Source organism: Citrobacter sp. wls716 (assembly GCF_005280975.1).
Lineage (GTDB): Bacteria > Pseudomonadota > Gammaproteobacteria > Enterobacterales > Enterobacteriaceae > Citrobacter > Citrobacter youngae.
In genome coordinates this window covers 111,530-128,525 of record NZ_SZWX01000053.1, presented here as the reverse complement: position 1 = coordinate 128,525, position 16,996 = coordinate 111,530, and the positions used below count along the sequence as shown (strand labels likewise).

At 55.6% G+C, this 16,996-nt stretch carries 17 protein-coding genes; 7 read left to right on the top strand and 10 right to left on the bottom strand.

The window, feature by feature from the left end; all coding sequences use genetic code 11:
- Positions 1-14 precede the first annotated feature (14 nt).
- The 5 genes from FDX24_RS20590 to FDX24_RS20570 all read right to left on the bottom strand — a co-directional run bounded on the left by FDX24_RS20590 (position 15) and on the right by FDX24_RS20570 (position 5,790).
- Positions 15-1,022, bottom strand: coding sequence for a fimbrial protein (locus FDX24_RS20590; protein WP_137364849.1), 1,008 nt, complete (start codon positions 1,020-1,022; stop codon positions 15-17).
- Positions 1,019-3,520: a fimbria/pilus outer membrane usher protein gene (locus FDX24_RS20585; RefSeq protein WP_137364848.1), complete on the bottom strand. Its 2,502-nt coding sequence runs from the start codon at positions 3,518-3,520 to the stop codon at positions 1,019-1,021. The genes FDX24_RS20590 and FDX24_RS20585 overlap by 4 nt, the downstream gene beginning before the upstream one ends.
- A gap of 11 nt (positions 3,521-3,531) precedes the next feature.
- Positions 3,532-4,212: a molecular chaperone gene (locus FDX24_RS20580; protein ID WP_137364847.1), complete on the bottom strand. Its 681-nt coding sequence runs from the start codon at positions 4,210-4,212 to the stop codon at positions 3,532-3,534.
- A 109-nt stretch (positions 4,213-4,321) separates the two neighbouring features.
- Complete coding sequence (locus FDX24_RS20575; RefSeq protein WP_137364846.1) at positions 4,322-4,834, bottom strand: fimbrial protein; 513 nt, start codon at positions 4,832-4,834, stop codon at positions 4,322-4,324.
- A 365-nt stretch (positions 4,835-5,199) separates the two neighbouring features.
- The gene (locus FDX24_RS20570) at positions 5,200-5,790 is read right to left on the bottom strand and encodes a tyrosine-type DNA invertase (RefSeq protein ID WP_032942221.1); all 591 of its coding nucleotides are present in this window, start codon (positions 5,788-5,790) and stop codon (positions 5,200-5,202) included.
- Positions 5,791-6,002: 212 nt separating this feature from the next.
- Here FDX24_RS20570 and FDX24_RS20565 point away from each other — a divergent pair, with 212 nt between their 5' ends.
- From FDX24_RS20565 to FDX24_RS20555, 3 genes are read left to right on the top strand one after another with little or no spacing between them, the layout of a single operon-like run.
- The gene (locus FDX24_RS20565) at positions 6,003-6,926 is read left to right on the top strand and encodes a TIGR03756 family integrating conjugative element protein (RefSeq protein WP_137364845.1); all 924 of its coding nucleotides are present in this window, start codon (positions 6,003-6,005) and stop codon (positions 6,924-6,926) included.
- 11 nt (positions 6,927-6,937) lie between these two features.
- Complete coding sequence (locus tag FDX24_RS20560) at positions 6,938-8,299, top strand: integrating conjugative element protein (RefSeq protein WP_137364844.1); 1,362 nt, start codon at positions 6,938-6,940, stop codon at positions 8,297-8,299.
- Positions 8,296-9,798 (top strand): conjugal transfer protein TraG N-terminal domain-containing protein, encoded by a 1,503-nt coding sequence (locus tag FDX24_RS20555; RefSeq protein WP_137364843.1) that lies wholly within the window; start codon positions 8,296-8,298, stop codon positions 9,796-9,798. The genes FDX24_RS20560 and FDX24_RS20555 overlap by 4 nt, the downstream gene beginning before the upstream one ends.
- A gap of 82 nt (positions 9,799-9,880) precedes the next feature.
- On the opposite strand, the gene FDX24_RS20550 is transcribed toward FDX24_RS20555, so the two are convergent.
- On the bottom strand, positions 9,881-10,543 hold the full coding sequence (locus FDX24_RS20550; protein WP_137364842.1) for a hypothetical protein: 663 nt from the start codon (positions 10,541-10,543) through the stop codon (positions 9,881-9,883).
- Positions 10,544-10,868: 325 nt separating this feature from the next.
- Here FDX24_RS20550 and FDX24_RS20545 point away from each other — a divergent pair, with 325 nt between their 5' ends.
- From FDX24_RS20545 to FDX24_RS20535, 3 genes are all read left to right on the top strand, one after another.
- Complete coding sequence (locus FDX24_RS20545) at positions 10,869-11,159, top strand: hypothetical protein (RefSeq protein WP_137364841.1); 291 nt, start codon at positions 10,869-10,871, stop codon at positions 11,157-11,159.
- A gap of 64 nt (positions 11,160-11,223) precedes the next feature.
- A complete protein-coding gene (locus FDX24_RS20540; RefSeq protein ID WP_137364840.1) occupies positions 11,224-12,129 on the top strand; it encodes an ArdC family protein in 906 nt (301 codons plus the stop codon).
- Positions 12,130-12,193: 64 nt separating this feature from the next.
- On the top strand, positions 12,194-12,565 hold the full coding sequence (locus tag FDX24_RS20535; RefSeq protein WP_137364839.1) for a hypothetical protein: 372 nt from the start codon (positions 12,194-12,196) through the stop codon (positions 12,563-12,565).
- Positions 12,566-12,598: 33 nt separating this feature from the next.
- Here FDX24_RS20535 and FDX24_RS20530 read toward each other — a convergent pair whose 3' ends face one another.
- Together FDX24_RS20530 and FDX24_RS20525 are read right to left on the bottom strand one after the other, a co-directional pair.
- Positions 12,599-13,306 carry an RES family NAD+ phosphorylase gene (locus FDX24_RS20530; protein WP_137364838.1) on the bottom strand — a complete coding sequence of 236 codons (708 nt, stop codon included), beginning with the start codon at positions 13,304-13,306 and terminating at the stop codon, positions 12,599-12,601.
- The gene (locus FDX24_RS20525; protein WP_137364837.1) at positions 13,293-14,018 is read right to left on the bottom strand and encodes a hypothetical protein; all 726 of its coding nucleotides are present in this window, start codon (positions 14,016-14,018) and stop codon (positions 13,293-13,295) included. Before FDX24_RS20525 ends, FDX24_RS20530 begins: the two co-directional genes overlap by 14 nt.
- Positions 14,019-14,227: 209 nt before the next feature.
- On the opposite strand from FDX24_RS20525, the gene mobH reads away from it, so the two are divergent.
- On the top strand, positions 14,228-15,817 hold the full coding sequence (gene mobH / locus FDX24_RS20520; protein ID WP_137364836.1) for a MobH family relaxase: 1,590 nt from the start codon (positions 14,228-14,230) through the stop codon (positions 15,815-15,817).
- A gap of 55 nt (positions 15,818-15,872) precedes the next feature.
- On the opposite strand, the gene FDX24_RS20515 is transcribed toward mobH, so the two are convergent.
- Both FDX24_RS20515 and FDX24_RS23495 read right to left on the bottom strand, forming a co-directional pair.
- Positions 15,873-16,526: an HNH endonuclease gene (locus FDX24_RS20515; protein WP_137364835.1), complete on the bottom strand. Its 654-nt coding sequence runs from the start codon at positions 16,524-16,526 to the stop codon at positions 15,873-15,875.
- A 111-nt stretch (positions 16,527-16,637) separates the two neighbouring features.
- A complete protein-coding gene (locus FDX24_RS23495; RefSeq protein WP_170973082.1) occupies positions 16,638-16,811 on the bottom strand; it encodes a hypothetical protein in 174 nt (57 codons plus the stop codon).
- Between the last annotated feature and the right edge of the window lie 185 nt (positions 16,812-16,996).

Genomic DNA, 16,996 nt, shown 5'->3' with positions numbered 1-16,996 from the left:
TGGCTCCGGCAGGATCACTTATAGGTCAGCGTAAAGGTGGCCGTGGCGTTGGCCGTGCCCGCCGTTATCGCTGCCGTAGTCTGGTAGTACCGCGCCTTAAGCTGCACCGTCTCTGAGCCGCCGTTCGGTGAGGTGTAGTAGAAGCGGCTCTGGCCGAACTGCACGGCGCTGTCATCCGGCGCAAAGTACAGTTGCACGCCCACCCCGGTGGCGGTCATATCGCCTGGCGCGCTGTCCAGCTTCATCACGCCTGCGACATTAGACGGATCCTGTGCGGCATCTATCTGGACGTTTATGCGGGCACTTTTGTCGCAGTCCAGGCCGATATTGAACGCCTTCCATCCGGTGGACGAACCCGGTCCGGAGAACTCAGATTTTTTATGCTGGCCCAGCGATACCTCAATCACGTCCGGTGATGTGACCGAGCAGGCGATCGTGGTGATTTGTCCCCCGGAAAAGGTGATGGGAAGTTCATTTGACCACTGTGCGTTCTCCCGGGTACCGGCAATAAAACGTCCGGGTGAGCCACTCAGCGCACCGGGAGTAATATCACCGGTTTTGATCAGGCGGATCCGCGCCTGGTCATTAATCGAGGGATGGTAACCAGCGCTGTGGCTAATCTGGAGGGTGAACACCTGCGACTGCCCGCTGGCGATACCGGTCCAGTTTTCCGGTAACGGATTACTGTCCACGGAGGTCCGGCCTTCAAACACATACCCCACGCCCGGTACGTTGGTTTTGAACACCGCCTCCCCGTTCCAGGTGATACTGGCTTTTGCGCCTGTGTTTTTGATACCGGCATTGATGGCGTATTGCGGGGTGCCGTCATAATTACAGTCCTGATAGGCCACGCCTTCATTTGACATCAGCCAGTCGCTGATGGGCTGTCCTACCACCGCGTCCCGCTGGACCACTACCGTACCGGGGCTGATAGAAAAACTCCCTGCCACCGAGCAAAACGCCCATGAAGTCTGGCAAAAGGCCATGACCACCAGCAGCATCATTCCGCGCCATAACATCATTTAGCAACCTCCTGGCATTCCTGAGTCACCGTGATGACCGGTGGCGGATTTTCCTGTTCCGGCAATCGGTAATGCACCACGCACTGCTGCGCCCCGTTCCAGTTCACCGTGATATCCCCTTCCTCCGGCACACCCGTCAGGTACACCTGGCCGTCGTCGCCAACGATACCGCTGCCGCCCTCTTTCAGCTTCGCCTGCGCACCAAACGGTACCGGCAGCCCACGGTAATACAGCGTCATCAGCACGCGCCGTCCGACGCGGGTGTTGAAGTTCGCCATCACCACCGCGCCCTGCGTTGGCGTCACGGTCTGCACGGCGGTGTCGATATCCACCTCATCACCGAGGGTACTGGTATCCAGTGCAATACGGTTTTTCTTGTACGGATTGACGTACGGCACCACCGCATAGCCACGCCAGTCGGTATAGACGCCGGTGTTGTTCTGCACCTTCGTATCATCCGCGCCGGGCGCGTTGACTACCGCCAGCGACTGGCCGAGCGGCTGGGACAGCGTGATGCCGTGCGGATGCGCGACGATGCCGCCCTTCAGGCCGTAGTTGACCTGCTGCGTGTCGTCGTCATAGTTGTAGCCGCCGGTGATTTCACCCTGCCCACCTTTATAGTCGGCGCTGATATTGCCGGAGCCGCCCACGCCGTGGTTGGTGTAGCTCTGCTGGAGGCTGTAGCTGAGGTTGTTGTCGGCAAGCGCCGTGCCGTTGAGCCCCACCTGCTGGCGGGTGTCGCCGTGTTTCGCGGTGTTGACGCTGTAGCTGGCCCAGGCATTCGGCATAAAGCGGCTGAGCGGCACCTGGATGTTGAACGCCAGCTGCTGGTCGGCGGGCTGGGTGCTTTCCGGGTAGTCGCTGTAGCTGTACGTCACGCTGTAGCTGATGCCATCGATGTTACCGTTCCAGCCGGTACTCAGGGTGCGTTCATAACCGTCCTCCTGCCAGTAGTCCTGCTGGTAGCCGGAGACAAAAAACGAGCCGTAGCTGCCGATACTCTGGCTGAGATCGAGCTGGAGACGCTGGCGTTTGTTGTACGTCATCTGCCAACCGTCGTCGCTGTCCACGCGCAGGTCGTTCGCTTCCTGGAAGGTGTAAAACCCGGCGGTGGAATAGCGGTACGCCGCCAGCGTGAAGCTAGTGTCGGTGGTCTGAAAATCCTTCGAATACTGCACCCGGTACGACTGCCCGTTATGGCTGTCGTCATTATTGAGCGTGGTGTGGGCAGCGGTGATATCGGCGGAAAGCGAGCCGAGTTCACCGAGGCCAAAACCGAGCCCCGCCGCCCCGGACTGGTAATCCTCCGAGTAGAGCGTGCCGCCATAAACGGTGATGGCATACGGGAGGCCATAAATCGCCGTGACCTGGCCGAACTCCGGTTCATCGCTGTCCTCGTTGCCGCTGCGGTATTTCCCGGCGGTGAGGGCATATTTCAGACGCCCTTCGCGCTGCATGATCGGCACCGCCGAGAACGGCTGGACGAAGGTACGCTCGCTACCGTCGGCCTCTTTGATGGTCACTTCCAGATCGCCGCTGCCGGAGGTCGGGTAGAGGTCGCTGATGGTGAACGCGCCCGGCGCAACGTAGCTCTGGTAGATGATGTAGCCGTTTTGCTTAATGGTCACCTGCGCGTTCGACTGGGCAATGCCACGGATAATCGGGGCGAACCCGCGCAGGCTGTCCGGCAGCATATTGTCGTCGGAGGCCAGCTGCGCGCCGCGAAACTGGACGCTGTCGAAGATATCAGACGGCGTGTAGCTGTCGCCGAGCGTCAGTTGCCCTTTTAGACGCTGGATATCCCGCTGAAGATACGTGTTCACCGAATCCCAGTGGCTGCCGTTGTCCTCGTCATAGTTCCAGGTCGAGTAGTTACGCAGCCGCCACGCGCCGAGGTTGATGCCGCTTTGCAGGTTGGCGTAGTAGTTATCGTCCGAACCGTTTTCCCCGTCGCGCCAGGTGTTACTGCCGCTGAGGTTGTAGTTGAGCAGCGCGGCGGGCACGCCTTCGTCCCATTCGGACGGATCCACCCAGCCCCGGGCGCTGGTATTCATCGCCGCCTGCGGAATGCTGACGTTAAGCTGGAGTTTGCTGAAGCGCAGGTCAGTGGCGGCCATCGGGATATAGCGGCCAATGTCGTCCAGCGGCTTATCCGGCGGCAGTGCCGCCAGCGCCGGGAAGACGTCGGTTTTTACGCCCCAGGCTTTCAGCATGGCAGGCGTGATCTGTGCCGCGAGCTTTTTATCCGCTCCGGCGGCAAAGGCGATATCCTGCGCCTCGCCCTGTTTTTCGCCGTTCACATAGACGGCAACACGGTAAGTGCCGGGAAGCTGGCCGTCGGATTCGGCAAAGGCGGATAAATCCGCCACCGGCTGGCCGGGATTATCAATTTCCAGCGCGTGGGTGTTAAAAGCCTCGCGGGCATCGGCGTTGCGAAGATAGCCTGGCAACAGGATCATCATCAATAGCAGCGTCAGACGTGGCGTCGGGTTATTCATCACGTCCTCCTTCATAGCTTACGGCTTTCGGTCTGGCTGATGCCGCCGTAGTCGCTGATGGCCTGCCAGGTCACGGTGGATGCGGTGGCCGATGGCAGCGTGAAGCTGGCACTGCCCTTCGGCGGTACCATGTCCGCTTCTTTAATTTCCTGCCCGTCGACCTTCAGGGTGAACAGCGTGACGTAATACGGTGTGGGATTGCTGACGGTAAGTTGGTTACCGCTGCGGGCGACGCTCAACTGTTGATACGCACTCTCCGGCGGCCCTTCCAGCCCCGCCGGGCGGTAAAATAGCTTCAGGCGCGACTTGACCACCACCTGCAACACGTTGGTGCGCGGCTGGCTGTCATCGGTGGCGGGGATCGATTTCACGTTCAGCCAGTACACCGACTCCCTGTCCTGCGGCAGGTTGCCCCCGGTACGCACAATACGCAGCATGTTCTCTTCACCGGGGTTGATGCGAAACAGCGGCGGCGTGACGATAAACGGCGTTTTGCCACCCTGTTCACCGCTGTCCACCCAGCTTTGTACCAGATACACGCCGGATTTCTCAGGATTGCGTATCGATGCGGAGGTCTCTTTTTTATCCCCACCATAAATGACGCGCGTCCCGCCAATCACGATCCCGGCCTGCGCCTGCACGCTTAAGAAAACCAGCAACAGCGCCAGCACCACGTCTGCATACCTGTTCATTTTTTATGTTCTCCGGACGAAAAATACGCATCCCTGCGAAACGTTCCCTGTTATGCGGCGGTACACCGGGTCGGGTAGGATGGGAGGTGGACCCCGCGGCGGCACAGCATTACTTGTAGTTAATGGTGAACTGCGAGGTACCGTTAGCTGTACCTGTGGTCACAGCGGTGCCGGTGGAGACATAGCGGGCGACAAAGTCCAGCGTATTATTGCCTTCTACGAGGAGGTAATCCGTTGATGCCGTATGCAGGGGGATGGCGGTACCATTTTTATCAGCGATTTCAATACCGACGCCGGTCGCAATCCCGGTACCGCTGTCCAGCGCCAGCAGGTTCTGGTTTAAGCCATCTGACGTCCCGTCAAACTTCACATTCGCCCCATTGACCGTGTCCGGGCAGTCGCTCAGGTTGAGGGTGAAGCGCGTCGGGGAGGCCTTCATCCCGGATGCGCCATCCAGTGCGGCTTTCGCCACAGTACCCAGATCCACATTCAGGTTTTGCGAACCGCTGTCCACGGTACAGGTCTGGTCGGTAATGCTACCGGTGAAGTGGATGGTGCCGTCGGCGGCGACCGCACTCCCGGCCACCAGTAAAAAACACGCGCTTAACATCGTTTTTTTCATACGTTTCTCCTTGATGAAAGATCACACAGGGCTCAACCCTGCTTCACTCCGGCGGCGAAAAAACCTGCGTCAGACTTTCCCGTTAGTGCCAGAGTGGTGAGTTCAGGAGAAAATGCGGTGGACGAAGAGAGTGAAAAATAAAATGTCAGCGGAGGCGAAGCATAGCGTTCGAAATGGCATAAAACAGTAACGCGGTGAGCAAGTGAAAACTGGCAACGTGAACCACTTAAGCACGTTGCCAGCAGGGCCAGAGGAAAACACATATTAGTTACATTTAATATCAATTTAAAAACAACAAGATAGTCCGTTATCAAAAGGGGTCTCAGAAAAATTTTGACACTTTGCTAAATTTTTCTGATACTACTTTACATTCTGGCACTAATTGTGTGGTTTTCTCTCACATTTCCCCAGACATTCATAAACCTCTGCGTATTTGTCGCCGTATAAATCACCGTATGCCGGATGTTCCGGTGCCCCAGATAATCCTGTATCAGACGGGTATCCCGCCCTAAATCCGCCAGCGCGTAACCGCAGCCGTGCCGTAGCATATGCGGATAGGCAGCAATGCTGACGCCAGCCAGTTCACCGTAACGTTTGAGTAACAACCTGACCTGATGACGCGACAGCGCGCCGCCCTTCTGTGACAGGAACAGCCAGTCTGAATCCGCATCGCGCCAGCGGTTGCGGACCTGTAGCCAGCGCATCAGCGCGGGCAGTTCGGTATCGAACAGCGGATGCTGTGTCGAGAGGCTGTTTTTCAGCCGCCGGACATAGACCGATCCCCCAACCAGATCGATATCCGACAGACGCATCCCGCACAGTTCACTGACCCGCAGGCCGTGTAAAAAACACATCTGAATCAGGCAATAATCGCGCTCAAAATGGATCCCTCTGTCTGCGGCAAGCAGTATCTGTCCCACTTCATGACGCGTGAGATGCTTTCTTTTTTCAGGCATTAGCCTTTGCTCCTTATGAAAATAAAAAATGAAAAAAAACAGGCCGGAACTGCCTTCGCAGTTCTGGCCCGAGCCAGAGAATACCATCAGAAGCCGCACAGAATGATGATGCAGAACTCAACAATTTTTACGGGCAGCCTCCAGTTTTATGCAGTGAATGCACCGGTAGTACGCTACACCCGGCAGAAGAAATCTCTGTTGCCGGAGGCACGATGCGAGCCCAATTCACTCTTTTACTACTGTGCGTTTCATTACCGCTCAGGGCCATCACCACGCCGGAGATCGCCGCCTCCGCGCTGACGCCCGGTTGTGTGCAATACCGGGTGGTCGGCCTGTGCTACTGGCTGTACTGCACGCCGTTTGGCTGCACGGTGCGCACCTCGGCGAAGGTCAGCCATTTCCGCCCGGATCTGGTGGTGTCGGCTTACAGCCTCACCGGGCAAAACCCGTGGACGGAAATGTCACCGCTCAACCCGCCAATACCCGGCATTGCCGAAGGCGGCGGCGACACTAATCCGCGTTCGGCCAGCCAGCACAGCAAAATCCGCTTTAAAAACGCCGACGCCATTGGCTTTCCGGCTGGCGATGAGCTGGCAAAATTCTTCACTGAGTTTGGCTATGTCTGCTCGCCTTCATTGCAACCTTTTGAGCCTTATTTTCTGAGCCAGGTGGATACGCTGGCATGGCGCAGCGGCGTGCCGGAGATGACCAGGCCGGAAGCGCTGACGCCGGGTATGCGGGAAGTCAGTCAGAACGGCGATATGTGGGGCAATATCTACCCGCGCGCAGGGGCTATCAGCCAGACACACGACTATAAAGCTGCCGCCGTTATCGCCCAGCGCGTGGCCGATCTGGTGACGCGTATCGGGCAACCGCATATCTACACGCCGCTGACGGCCTCATCCCGCGCCGGATACTGGCCGCCGCCCCCGGTTATCGAAGGCGACAGCAGCAACCACCGATGGCAGATGCTGACACCGAAAAAATCAGCCGCCTGTTCGGCATTCCCGGACGGCAGCGTTGCCGACACCTACGCCAACAAGCTGGCGGAGAACGGCGCGTACGCCTGGACGCTGTGGCGGCCTTACAAGTGCTGCCCGCGCCGCGGGCAGACCTTTCTCGGCAGTACGGGTTAACGGAGGGGGTGATGAGAGTCCTTTGCCTGGTCTTACTGTTTTTCACAGGGGTTTGCGTGGCTGCCGATGACTACAGCTTCCGCAAGCAGGGTTCGGTTGACGACCTGCTTTACTATCAGATTGGCGGCGGCGAAGCCGTGATGCCGCCCCCTGTGCGCCGCAGCCCCTCACCGCTCAGCGTCGGCATTGGCTGGAACAGCGATATGATGTGCGGCAATTTCGACATCGACACCACGGTGCGCAACCAGCTTAACGGCATTACCGACGGCTTCCAGCAACTGATGGGCAACGTCATCCAGAGCGCCACCGGGGCGGTCGCCAGCCTGCCCGCAATGATTATCCAGCGCGCCAATCCACAGCTTTACGACCTGCTGACCAACGGCGTATTACAGGGGCGGCTGGATTTCGATAAATCGCTGCTGAACTGCCAGAAAATGGCGGAGAAGATGACCGATTTAGCGGCCGACTCCGCCTGGTTTTCCGGAGCCAAAGCGGAGAATTACCAGTCCCTCGCCGCCAGCGACAGCGATGCCATCCGCACCGACCAGAAAGCGGCAAAAGAGGCCGCCGACAAGGGTAAACGCTGGGTGGGCGGTGAAAAGCGCGGTGGCAAAGGCCAGTTACCGATTAAGGTAGTCCATGACGCCACCGCCGCAGGCTGGAATATCCTCAACCAGCAGCCTACCACCAGCACAACTTCTCTTACCTCCTCTGAATGCGACGGGGAACTTTGCACTACCTGGAAATCCCCTGAAGAGGCTGCCGGATGGATGACCCGCGTGGTCGGCGAGCAGACCATCAGCGTGGCGCAGGCTACCGACGATCCTGATGCCCGTTCCGGCGCGCAGGCGGGGATCGGCCTGCATCCGCTGATCGACGAAGAAAAAGCGAAGATCCTGCCCCTCCTGACGGATCTGGTTAATGGCAGTCAGAAGCCAGGCTTCGACAATCTGGCGAAAGCTTCCGGCGGATCCATGCAGCTTACCCGTGGTGTGGTCGAGGCGCTGCGCGACGATCCGGACGTTGCCGTCCTCACCGAACGGCTGTCGGGAGAGCTGGCGCTGGCCCGCGTCACCGAGCAGGCGCTGCTGGCCCGGCGCACACTGCTCGCGGGCATGCGCGAACCCAATATCGCCAACGTCAAAGAGGCGCAGGAGAGCCTGGGTAAAACCACCGCTCAACTGGACGAGGAGTTGAATCAACTGAAACTGGAACTCGATTTCCGCCAGGCGCTGACACGCAATACCGCCAGTCAGATCCTGCAACGCAAACAACAGCGCGACCAGCTTCAGGGGCAGGCGGTGGAAGTGCCGGACGACAGCGACCGTCGTGTGCATAAGCTGAATAACCCGCAGCCGGACAGCCCGCGATGACCGCCAGCAGCTATTTCGAGTACGTGCTCACCCTGCTCGGCTGGCTGGTGAACAACGGCGTCTGGCAAACGCTGACCGCCACCGGGCTGTTCGCCCTGCCCCTGCTGGCAAAACTGGTTGCCCTGTGGCTGAAGGCGCGCGGCCAGGGGGCCGATGAAGGCAACGTCGCCCGCCTGCTGGTCGTCTGGGTAGAACACTCGCTCTACAGCGCCCTGCTGGTGATCTTCTTCGCGGGTGTGCCGTTCCTCAATGTCGATATCAATACCCTCAGCTATGACAGCCAGCGCACAAAACAGTGCGGCTGGTCGGTGGTGCAGCCCGGTGATTCCGGCTATGCGCCGCTCATCAACGAACTTAGCGGCCAGAGCGCTTCCGTTCCGGTGTGGTGGTACTTCACTCACGCGCTTGGCAAAGGCATCACCAGCGCCGCCGTTGCGGTGCTGCCCTGCAAGCCGGACCTGCGCCAGCTACGCTTTGAGGTGCAGCACACCCGAATCGCCGATCCGGCGATGGCGCAGGAGCTACAGGATTTCGTTAACGACTGCTACGGGCCGTCGCGCACACGCCTCAAGCGACTGGGCAGCGATATCAGTGAAGAACAGAGCCGGGAAGTGGACTGGGTGGGATCGTCTTTTTATCTCGCCACGCCGGGCTATTACGACCACGATCACTCCCGTTCGCCCCGCGCCGCCTGGCCTTATGACGCCAGCCGCGACGATGGTCTGAGTGATATGGGTGGCGGAGGCTATCCAACGTGTAAGGAGTGGTGGTCCGATGGCGATGCGGGGCTGAAAAACCGGCTACTGAAGCAGGTCGATACCACGCTCTGGCAGCAACTACAAAAACTGGGGCAGTTTAAAGAGGAGTATGAAGAAGCAGTACTGCGCTCGCTGGTGAGCCCGCGCAATATGCAGGTGTCGCAGGGTGGGCTGGTGTACAACGGGTTTGGTGGGAGTGCGGGGGATAATCTCAGCCAGACGCAGTTGCTCAGTCGTGTCGGCGGGATCATCGGCGCGGGGCTTTCGAGCTACGCTCTGTTTCCGGCATTTGATAACGTCCGCCAGGCGCTGCCGATGGTGCAGGCGTTCCTCGAAATGGCGCTGGTGATTTGTATTCCGGTGATTCTGTTGTTCTCCGCATGGGATCTTAAAACGGTCATCACGCTGAGCTTTGTGCAGTTCGCCCTGTTCTTTCTAACCTTCTGGTGGGAACTGGCCCGCTGGCTGGATAACTGGCTAATGCAGATGATGTACGACAGCGATACCCATTCGTACTTCAACCTCTGGGGCCTGCAAAATACCTCCGACGATCTGATTGTGAATATCATTATGGGCGTGATGTTCCTGGTGCTACCGGCATTCTGGCTGGGTGCGCTGACGTGGGCGGGTGTAAGGATCGGCGCAGCAGTCGCTGGGGCGATGGGCAGCGCGATCGGTGATATCCGTAGCGCTGGTGAACAGGTTGGGAAAATGATCGTCAGTAAAACGCGGATACCTTAGTCAAGATATTTTGTTCGATTTAAAACTTGGTAATCATCTAATACTAATACCCGACAAACGTATTAGAGAATGACTTCATAAATCATTGCTTACGTTTAAACGGATTTGAAAAAAATCGAACCAAATTATCCCATTTATGTTTGAACCAACGACATGTTGAAGGAAAAACAAAATAGTCATCGAATGAAATATCCTTTGTAGCGGCACAAGCATCATTGAGTGCATTTTTATTTCTGTTTATAACCATTCTTTCCTCTGCTAATATTCTGAATGGCCCTCGATATTCCTCAGTTGTAGTCGACCTATTAATAGAATCTGCTGCATTATGGAGAATTTTAGAAACATGCTCAGTAAAATCAATAACAGATTTTTCGAGTTTCATATGTTTCTGAAAAGGTTTGATGTTAATCCCTCTCCGAGCAACTCTTTCATAGGAGTTAAAAAATGAAAGTTTGATCTTATTAGAGCCATCCATGAGACGCAATAATTCACATACAATTTCATTTTTATTCTTATAGTTAATAGCTGATTCAGTTCTAACGAGCCCTCTGACTATCTCTGTTTCTAGCAACATTACTCTCATAGGTAATGATGTCATTTCGTCAAGAAAATCATTTGCCGCTTGATGCGCTCGCTCAATATTTTTGGCATGCCAAAGTCTCTGAGCAAAATAAATAGCAAGGACTGGTACGAATGCATTTATTAAAGATATAACTTTGTCAAAGTAGCTTACACTTTCACTCATGATGCCCCCCCTGTAATCGGTCACAATATTAGCCTCATCAAAAATTAAATTCAGTAAACATTTGCAATATTCAATATCAACAGACTTTAGCGATTAATTCAGACAGTTACATCTACTTAGTACACCATAAACTCTTCAGCCTCGGTAATGATTTTCCCCTCCCTTTTATCACCCGCGCAGAAAACACTACCGCCAGCCATGCAGTAAGTTCGCCATGTATCCGGAAGGCGCGAACGGCGCAGATGCGCAGGATACCCGTACCATTCCATCCCGCAGGGAAACGCCCTGCGAAGGGTGTTCCCTGTTCATTTACAGGAGAAATACCATGTCGCTTTTCGATAAAAAACCGTCGTTAATGCCGGTGGTTATCGCCCCTGATGTCTGGCAATCCGCTGTGGAATTTCCCGCCGACCCGAAGCAGGTGGAAGAACGGCTGGGCAATCTGTTGCTCACCGTACTGCTGACCCTGCGCACCGCCGGGACGTCCCGCAAGAAAGTCACCTTTACGATCTACTGCCAGCCGCCGCAGGGCGATATGAAAGTCCCTGTCGCCTTACCGTTGTCGCTCAACTATCACGGCCACTATGTACAGGTTTCGATGGCTGAACAGGCTTAACCTCTCCCCGCCGGAGTCGCTTCCGGATGGAGGTGGCTCCGGCTTCTTCCATGAGGATCGCACGATGGACAGAAGCAACGATATCTATCAGAAAGTCACCGACCAGATTATCGCTGAGCTGGAAAACGGCAATGTGCCGTGGATCCGCCCGTGGCGAGACGGCGAACCGCCGTTCCCGATCAATGCGTTATCCGGTCGACCGTATCACGGCATCAACGTGCCGCTGCTGTGGAACAGCGCGGATAAGCAGAGTTTTGCCAGCGACCGCTGGCTGACGTTTCGCCAGGTCAGCGCGCTCGGCGGGCAAGTGCGCCGTGGGGAGAAATCCTCTCTGGCGGTGCTGTATCTGCCGCGCACGCAGGAAGAGACCGACGCACTCGGTCAGCCGTTGCTGGATAAAGACGGCGAGCCGAAGGTACGGCATTTCGGGATCATTCGTGAATTTCGGCTGTTTAACCTGTCGCAGTGCGATAGCCTGCCGCAGACACTGTCTGAGCCGTTAACCCGGCCCGCAACGCCTGTGGAGATGGCTGAAGCCATCGCGATGAATAGCAGCGTGACGCTGCGCCACCGCCGCCAGTCGAAAGCGTATTACAAACCCGCGACCGACCTGGTGATGATGCCGCACCCGCAACAGTTTGAAAGCAGCGAGGCGTATTACTCCACGCTGTTGCACGAACTGACGCACGCCACCGGACACGCTTCACGCCTGAACCGCCCCGGTATTGCCGGAGCGGAACGCACCGAAGCGCTATACGCTGCTGAAGAGTTAGTGGCAGAGATGGGTAGCGCCTTCCTGTGCGCCCATTGCGGCATTCAGGGCAGGCTCCAGCACGCCAGCTATATCGGCTACTGGCTGGATATCCTGCGCCAGGACAAACGGGCGGTGATCCGCGCCAGCGGTATGGCGCGCCACGCCAGTGAATGGCTGCTCAACGCTGTACCACAACCCTGTCAGCTTAGCGCCTGACAGCCCACCCGCACGGGAAGCCTTCCCCGTCGGGAAGTTGCTCCCCTTTTTTCTGGAGTGATATATGGGACTCGATCTCTTCTTTTTCGAACGGGCAAAAAACGCGCCCGATGAAAGCCAGTACGACAGAGTGGGTTATTTCCGCAAGGTGAACCCGTTACTCAAATGGATGGATAAACACGTTGGGCTGGTACGTAACCAGGTACTGTTAGAAGTCACAAAAGCACATTTGCAGGCGCTTCTGAGCGACCTGCAGAGCCTGACGCCGGATAACTGCGGTGCGGTTTATCCCACAATTGATGGCTTTTTCTATGGTTATACCGATTATGGAGAACACTACTGGAAGGATGTCCGCGCCGTCACTCTCTGGGTGAAAGAGACGCTGGAGACGTTTGATTTTGAGCGAGACAGGCTGATGTTTTATGCCTGGTGGTAAGTGGAACGGAGTGGCCGGTTTCGATCGGCCACTTTATTCATCAGAGAGAATAACGCCAAGCCGCTGTGCCATCTGCTGTATTTCGTATCCTGTAGAAACATCATCCGTAAAGCGAACCGTTGGACTGGCGATACGCAGATCTCCCGGTTTGACCCTGTCACCGAACAGCACAAACGCATCACTGTCATCATGCTGCCGCGATTTCCAGACCAGTCCATCGATATCAGAATGCTGAAGATATATTGCCCGTGCCCACAGTCGAGTCTGCGTATACAGTAGCCTTCCGCTCTCGATCAAGTCAGCCTTACTGGTGCCCATGCGATAGAGATCCTGCGACTTCAGACTAGCTAGTTGCAGTTTTCTGGTACTGGCAAGTTCCGTGTAGCCCCAGTTTCTGAAAGGCCTGAGGCTGAGAAATCCTGTCCGTGCTTCGCCGATAAGATCGTGAAACACGGTCTCCGCCAGCGCGCCCTGCAGTGAACCTGCTGCATACAGCCAGGGAACATATTGCCCTGCATCATCCTTAAAGGAGCTGAAGCGTGCGCCATATTCCCAGGATTGCAGATCTCTTCCGGGATTAAAACTATCGCCAGACCACTGAAGGGAATGACAGCGGTGCATTCGGCTATCCGGCGGCAGAATGACCCTGTTCACCAATATATTGTCCGGAGGCGACGCGATACGCGCCACAAGAAGCTGCGGCGTACCAAACTCGTTCCTGGCGGATTTATTCTGCGCCATCCCGCATCCGCCCGGCTTCCGCTTCCGCTGCCTGAATAACATTAGACGGATAACGCAGCAACATCTCCTGCGGCATCTTCCCGGCTAACAAATCATTTGAAGTGGCGAACCACTCGGCTATGCCCCATGGGGTTTTCACTTCGGCCAGAATATCCAGAATCACTTTAACCACAGGCAAAGGCCGCAGATTTTCATCCAGCGCATAGCGGGGAAATACCTCGCCCACGCCTTTTTTATATACCGAGTAAATACGGCCTGCACGCTTCCACTTGCTGGGTTGCGAAGAAGGATTCAGCGCAGAAAACCCCGCCAGTTGCGCGATTTCGCGCGCGGTCAGCCAGCCTTCGTCAACCAGCCTTGCTCTTGCTTGCGCCAGCCTTTCCTCGTCGACAAGGCCATGTAAACCTTTTTCCTGTGGTTCTGTTTCCAGAGCCGTTTTAAACAATGACAGCAGAGTTTCAACATTGCCAGATTTCACAGTCTTGCGTTTATTCTTCAGCGCTTCTGTCGCACGCAGCAATGTTTCAAGCTGGTGTTGCAGCGCATCAATGCTGCTGTCCACATCTTTAACGATCAGCTCCACCGTGTATGTCTGGTCCTGTTTGCGCACGCCCTGATGTTTATCCCGCGCAAAAGAGAGGCGTACGTCTCCACCATCGACCACTACACGTCCGGCGTCTTTCTCCATTCTTACTGCTGTTCCGGGAGCCATAACGCATACCTCGCATCTCTTGATCTAACCAGGATAACCTTACTAACCAATATAACCATTAGTTCAAAATTTGTCCACTTACGTATCACCATGCATACGCGAAATCTTCAACGCGAGTGATAAAAACTTACTGTGCTCAAAAGGCCCAAAGGGAGAGACTGCAAAGGAAGGGCGACAAGGGCAAAGGGGCCTGCCCGGAAAGGGGAAATATGCTGAAGTGGCTACAAAGACCATCCCAGAGCCAGCCACCTGCACCAGACGCTACGCTGCCGGAGGGTTGGTTTGCGCCACAATCCGCAGAACAGTTGCTGGCGACACCGTTACGCCAGTCGTGTCTGCACCAGCTACGGCAACTGACCCCGCTGCCAGATACCCTGTTTGATAGCTGGATCCTCGCGGCGATTCACCGCTTCGCCGCACTGGTACAACTGCTGCCCGCCTCACAAAGTCATCACCATTCCATTCCCGGCGGACTACTGGACCATTCGCTGGAAGTTGCCTGCAACGCCATCCGACTGCGCCAGGGCTATCTGCTGCCACCAGAAGCGGGCGCGGAAGAACAGGCCCGGCAGGCCAGCGCATGGACGGTCGCAGTGGTCTGCGCGGCATTGCTGCACGACGCGGGAAAAATCGCCGTGGATATGGAGGTTCATCAACGTGATGGAACTCGCTGGCATCCGTGGCAGGGTAATCTGGCGCAGCCTTATCGCTGGCAGTACCGTAACAGTGGCCGTGATTACCACCTGCATCCGGCGGCTGGCGCAGTGCTGATTAATCAGTTGATACCCTCGCCATTACTGCACTGGCTGGCCGGATACCCCACGGTTTTTGCGTCCCTGATTTATCAGATCACCGGACACTACGAACGGGCTGGCGCGCTGGCGGAACTGGTACAGCAGGCCGATAAAGCCTCTGTCGCCCGATACCTTGGCGGCGATATCAAAACTGCGCTGGCACAAAAGCCCTCTTCCTTTCCCCAGCAGCTTCTTACAGCCTTACGGTCGCTGGTGCAGAACGATTATCGACTGAATAACCCCGAATGCGGATCCGATGGCTGGCTGACGGAGGATGCGCTGTGGCTTATCAGCAAAACCACCGCCGACCGGGTTCGCGCCTGGCTGCTCCAGCATGGCGTATCCAGCGTACCGGAAAACAATAACCGCCTGTTTGACGAACTGCTGACGCATCAGCTTATTGTTGCCAACGAAGATAAAGCGATTTGGCGCTGCATTATCCGATCGGATAAAGGCTGGTCGCCCGTTGAACCACTGACGCTGCTGCGCCTAACACCATCTGCAATCTGGGAACAGGGAGAACAACGCCCCACCAGCTTTGCCGGTGATGTGACACCGGTAAGTGAAGCCGAACCCGCCCCTGAACTTAGCACACCGACTCAACCGCTGCCGGAGATAGCAGACGACCCGAGACTTGGTGACAATAACAACTTCCTGCAGTGGCTGAAGAACCACACCAACCCTTCAGGCACGGTGAATACCCGGAACGGCAAGGTACATGTGGTGGAAAACCATCTTTTCTTGATTTCGCCGGGGATCTTTAAGACATACGCAGCAGAAACTACAGGCGATACCGGCGACGGCTGGAAACTGGCACAGCGAATGTTTCAGGAGTCAGGGCTGGCCCTGCGCTGTAATGATGACAGTTTTATCTGGACCAGCGAGGTTCGGGTTCCACAAAAGAAAAGTAGTCAGTTGAAAGGTTTTCTGATGGAAGATCCGAAGCAGGTATTGGGGGAGAAAGTGCCGGTGAATAATCCGTGGCTGAAGTTGCTGCGCGAATAGCAATTTATATCAAAATACTCTTTTCCACCGAGCTACAGCGAATGGGCTTTAATACCTAAAGAGCCGCATGATATTCAATAATTGATTTCAATTCTTCAGGCGAAAAAGGCGGATTACGCCGATGCAACATGGCATGGCAATTAGGACAGACGGGAATAAGATCTTTTTTGGGATCCAGAGAGTAATTCTCTTTGATGTCTGAAAGCGGAATCAGGTGATGTATATGGATAAAACCTTTTGCTATCTCGCCATACACCTTCATCATATCAATACCGCATACTTTGCACAGACAACCATGCCAGGCTAATGCGGCCTGCCGGGCCTTACGGTCGCGTTCATAGCGGTTAACCGTTACCTGCGTAGCGGTACCTTCAGTAAATACGCTCTGCGGCGGTAATTCATCAGGAAAAATGCTGATGGCAGGCTGCTCGTTACCCATGTTTTTCTCAACGATCTGAAACCCTTGATCGGTAAGCAACTTGACGCATTTCGACTTGATACCACCACTAAAATCTTCAGGTAAAAACTCAACGCCTGTCATATTTGAGGCGGCAATACCGACTATCGCTTTCGGTGGATAACTGCGCCCTTCAAAGACCACGTCATATAGCCGGGACTCGCTGAACTGGTGGCGTACACCTTCATCATAGGCGCGCATAGCCGCAATAATGCATTCTCTGGAAATCTGGTCTGGCAGTTTCTTCTTCATTTACAACTCATCATCCCTGAAACGACATATGCTAACTCTTTATTTTATAGCATATTAATTTATCCGGTGATAAACAGCACTCTTCAATTTCGCGTTACATGGAGACGGTAATCAGTGCAACGGCAGCGTGACGTAACGACAGAGAAACCGCGCCTCATGCTGATTATCCAGACGCACCTGAAAAACATCGTGTGCATCCTGCACGGATGCGTCTTCACGCCACGCCAGCAGACCCTGTTGGTTCATGCGGATAATAATCTGATCGGGCGTTTCGCCCTGATTCAATGCTTCGACTACCTGTTGTAGGGAGACCTCTCAATCGCTACAAAAGGCTGCCTAAGTTTACTGGCTATGGACCCCACTCAAAGGTCGATATCACTCTGGTAGTGATAGTCTGCACCAAGCTTCTGAGGATATGTCGATGAAAACCATTTTTTAAACATATAGCCAAAACATGTTTATGCCATCGA